The organism is Caballeronia sordidicola (genome assembly GCF_002220365.1).
GTDB lineage: Bacteria > Pseudomonadota > Gammaproteobacteria > Burkholderiales > Burkholderiaceae > Caballeronia > Caballeronia sordidicola_C.
Genome location: NZ_MTHB01000130.1, coordinates 1 through 3692 on the forward strand (window position 1 = coordinate 1; position 3692 = coordinate 3692).

5 protein-coding genes and 2 pseudogenes are annotated in these 3692 nt (G+C 57.7%); 5 read left to right on the forward strand and 2 right to left on the reverse strand.

Annotated features, from left to right (window positions below):
- A partial coding sequence (tnpA, locus tag BSU04_RS21485; protein ID WP_218827326.1) for an IS66 family insertion sequence element accessory protein TnpA occupies positions 1-237 on the reverse strand: 237 nt, incomplete at its 3' end.
- 81 nt (positions 238-318) lie between these two features.
- Here tnpA and BSU04_RS21490 point away from each other — a divergent pair.
- The 3 genes and pseudogenes from BSU04_RS21490 to BSU04_RS21500 form a co-directional block, all read left to right on the forward strand.
- A pseudogene (locus tag BSU04_RS21490) lies at positions 319-792 on the forward strand (IS3-like element ISBxe1 family transposase); the annotation flags it as partial.
- 65 nt (positions 793-857) lie between these two features.
- Positions 858-1067: a hypothetical protein gene (locus BSU04_RS21495; protein WP_089162510.1), complete on the forward strand. Its 210-nt coding sequence runs from the start codon at positions 858-860 to the stop codon at positions 1065-1067.
- A gap of 227 nt (positions 1068-1294) precedes the next feature.
- Positions 1295-1666, forward strand: a pseudogene (locus tag BSU04_RS21500) (ATP-binding protein); the annotation flags it as partial.
- Here the strand turns inward: BSU04_RS21500 and BSU04_RS21505 are convergent.
- Positions 1667-2062: a Y4bD/Y4pK family protein gene (locus tag BSU04_RS21505; RefSeq protein ID WP_256983169.1), complete on the reverse strand. Its 396-nt coding sequence runs from the start codon at positions 2060-2062 to the stop codon at positions 1667-1669.
- A 2-nt stretch (positions 2063-2064) separates the two neighbouring features.
- Here BSU04_RS21505 and BSU04_RS21510 point away from each other — a divergent pair, with 2 nt between their 5' ends.
- Positions 2065-2445 (forward strand): reverse transcriptase domain-containing protein, encoded by a 381-nt coding sequence (locus tag BSU04_RS21510; RefSeq protein ID WP_256927638.1) that lies wholly within the window; start codon positions 2065-2067, stop codon positions 2443-2445.
- A 53-nt stretch (positions 2446-2498) separates the two neighbouring features.
- Positions 2499-3634, forward strand: a protein-coding gene (locus BSU04_RS21515) for an IS3 family transposase (RefSeq protein ID WP_089162511.1) whose coding sequence is annotated in 2 segments (ribosomal slippage) — positions 2499-2763 and positions 2763-3634 — 1137 coding nt in all. Because the reading frame shifts where the segments join, the coding sequence is not laid out codon by codon here.
- Positions 3635-3692: the final 58 nt, after the last annotated feature.

Consider the following 3692-nt stretch of genomic DNA (forward strand, 5'->3'; position numbering starts at 1 on the left):
GCAATTCTCATCGTCCAACCGCATCTCGCGATCAACGCCTGGGTTCATCGGCACGGCAATCAAGTTCGTCTTGGCCTGCGAGCCGCTCACTTCGAGCATGCGACGGCGGCTCCTGTAAAATCCAGACTGATTCACCCCTTCCGCTTTGCACCATGCCAGCACGCTCAGACCAGAGTTCTTCTGGTCCTCAAATCGCTTGGCCCACACCTGTCTGCGCTCATCGTATCGATTTGCCATCTGCCGACTCCTTCATTAACGAAGCCGTCATTGTTCAACTCGAAAACTTCAACTTCAACGTGTGCTTAAACTAGCGCTTACTACATCTGGACGGACGAGGGTTGGCTGTTTCTGACCGTCATTCTCGACCTGTTCAGCCGTCAGGTGGTGGGCTGGTCGATGCAGCCGCACATGCGCACGGAGCTGGTGTCTGATGCGCTGCGTATGGCGTGGTTTCGCCGCCGTCCGCAAGCGGGCCTGATCCTCCACAGTGACCGTGGCAGCCAGTATTGCAGTCATGACTTCCAGGACCTGCTCAAGGGCTACGGCATGCGCAGTTCGATGAGCCGTCGAGGCAATTGCTGGGACAACGCGCCGACCGAGAGCCTGTGGGGATCGCTCAAGCGTGCACGCATCCTCGGCCAGCGCTTTGCAACGCGTCGCGAAGCGATGGACGAGGTAATCGACTGGTTGAGCTTCTACAATCATTCGCGCTTGCACTCGACGTTGGGCTACGTCAGCCCGATGCAATTCGAGCGGGACTGGTACGCCGCCCAGAACCAACGGGTGGCATAATCTCGCTCAGTTAAGGGATCCGAAATTCGCGGGCAACGTCAGAATATCTTGCAAAGGAATAGAGAATGAAATCTTCAACAGACGGCCTCGCCAAATCGAAAACGGATGGCGACACAGGTACCGAACCGCTCTCCAAAAATTTGTACGACTGGCCTTGGGCAGTTATCGCGTCGGTGCTCGGACTTACTATGGCGGGGGTCGCCTATTCACTTGGCGATGCATATCACAACGCTGGTGCGCGACAATTGGGAAGTCCGCTTTTGCGACAACTATGATGGCCGGTGGTGAGGTGTCGAAGGCGGCGTAGCCGCCGTAGACGACGAACCACCGGCAGCGCTGATTCGGCGGGGAATAGGATGGTCGACTGCAGCTAAAGAGCAGTTCGCCAATGTCTGGAACCCACATCACCGATCGACAGGTTCATCTCTACATGACCAAGCGCAAAGACCACACACAGGAAGTTGCCGCCGCGAAAGCAGGTATGAGCGTGCGTACGGCTCGCCGCGTACCCGGTTTGAATCGAGCCGCCATCCATGACCTCGCCACAGGCCGATTCATCGACGAGAAAGTTGCGGTTCTGATCGCCGGCCCCTGTGGGACTGGCAAGAGTCATCTCGCACACGCGCTGGGACACGCAGCTGCGCGGCAAGGACACGATGTCTTGTTCTCTACGCAAAGCCATTTGCTAGCAAGTCTACGCAGCGCGGCGGCTGTGGGCACCTACGACCGCCGTTTCCAGTATCTCGCCAAGCTTCCACTTCTGATCATTGACGACTTCGGACTCAAGCCACTGCGTTCGCCGGACGATGAAGACTTCCACGACCTGATCGCCGAGCGTTATGAGCGGGCGGCCACGATCTTGACTTCAAATCTGTTACGCGGTGCACCGCGTAACAGATTTAATGCAGGGTATATTTTTATGCGGGGCCCCTTTCGCAGAGGCCCTCCTGTGCTTCAGGTCTGATGCCTTCTTCTCTGCATAATAGTTGAAGGCGTTCCTGGATGGGGCAAGCTGGTCGATCAGCGTGACCAGCTCCAACAACATGCCCAGATCGAAGCAGCACACGGACGCGATGGCGTCGTCGTGGACAGTCGGTGTGCCCCAGTCGGTCCATTCGCGCGCAATGCTAAAGCTGCCGCGTTCTGTATCGCGCAGAAGCAATGTCTCGGTGCCTGCGACGCGGCGCTCCTTCAGAACGGGAAAGCGTTGGCCCCTGAGGGGATGGAACGGGTGACGAATCTCAGCCCATCCCAAATGCTCGCTGAGCACTTGTGCAGTTCGCGCTGACCGTCCCGACCGTGTCGGATCGCATCGCGCAGATGGTGGTACGGCGATATCTCGAGCCGATTCTGGAGCCTGTGTTCCATGACGATTCGTATGGTTATCGGCCGCGCCGCTCAGCGCATCAGGCCCTTACAGTCGAGCGTCAGCGTTGCTGGCGCTCAGACTGGGTGCTTGATCTCGATATTAAGGGCTTCTTCGATAATATCGACCATCAACTTCTGATGCGCGCGCTTCGTCGACATACGAACTGCAAGTGGGTGCTGCTATACATCGAGAGATGGCTGGACGCACCGGTTTGTATGCCCGATGGCGCTCTGGTATCGCGGGATCGAGGAGAGGTGGCCCCGGAAATCTGGACAGTCGGTTAGGTGGAATCGGTGGGTTCTGAGATAGGCATAATGCCTACAAAGGAAACCAGACGATGACGAAGAGAACCCGGCGCACGCACTCAGCGGCGTTCAAGGCGAAGGTGGCACTGGCAGCAGTACGTGGCGAGCGCACACTGGCAGAATTGGCGCAGCAGTTTGAGGTTCATCCGAACCAGATCACGGAATGGAAGCGGCAGTTGCAAGAACGAGCGGCTGATGTGTTCGGCGGGGCGGGCGCGCCCGTCAATGAGCCGCCGATAGACCTGAAGACGCTGCACGCGAAGATCGGCCAACTGGCGCTGGAGAATGATTTTTTGTCCGGCGCGCTCGGCAAGGCAGGCTTGCTGAGCGCAAAGAAATGATTGATCGTGCCCACCCCCTGCCGGTTGCCCGGCAGGTCAAGCTGGTCGGCATTAGCCGATCCAGTGCGTACTACGCGCCGAGCCCGGTCAGTGTCGCGGATCTGGCGCTCATGCGCCGGATCGACGAGTTGCACCTGGAGCATCCGTTTGCCGGCGCGCGCATGTTAATGCGCTTGCTCAAGAGAGAGGGCATCGCGATTGGACGCAAGCACGTCGGCACGTTGATGCGCAAAATGGGCATCGAGGCGCTGTATCGCAAGCCGAACTTGAGCCGCAAACATCTGGCTCACAAGATTTGGCCGTACCTGCTGCGCGATCGGAAGATCGAGCGCAGCAACCAGGTGTACGCATTGGACACGACATACGTGCCCATGGCACACGGCTTCGTCTACCTCACTGCCGTGATCGATTGGGCCAGCCGCCGTGTTTTAGCGCACCGCGTCGCGATCACGATGGAAGCTGAGCATGCGGTGGCAGCGCTCGAAGAAGCATTCGCGAAATATGGATTGCCTGAGATCGTCAATACAGATCAAGGCAGCCAATTCACCAGTACAGACTTCACCGACGCGGTCCTCTCGCGCGGAATCGCTTTGTCGATGGATGGCAAGGGAAGCTGGCGGGACAACGTTTTTATCGAACGGCTGTGGCGCAGCGTGAAGTACGAAGAGGTGTATTTGAAGGCTTATGAATCTGTCGCTCACGCAAGGAAGTCGATCGACCATTACCTGACGTGGTACAACCAGCAAAGGCCTCATTCAAGTCTGTCGGACAAGACTCCGGACGAAGCTTACTTCGCGATGCTGCCCGCGATAAAAACGGCAGCGTGACCGCCCAGCGTTCCACTTAAAAATCGAAAAAAATGTCCGAACGAACGGGGCCACCTCT

What these genes read in the sequence shown, in the direction of transcription:
- BSU04_RS21495 (WP_089162510.1), top strand. Translation starts at nt 858, where the DNA reads ATGAAATCTTCAACAGACGGCCTCGCCAAATCGAAAACGGATGGCGAC.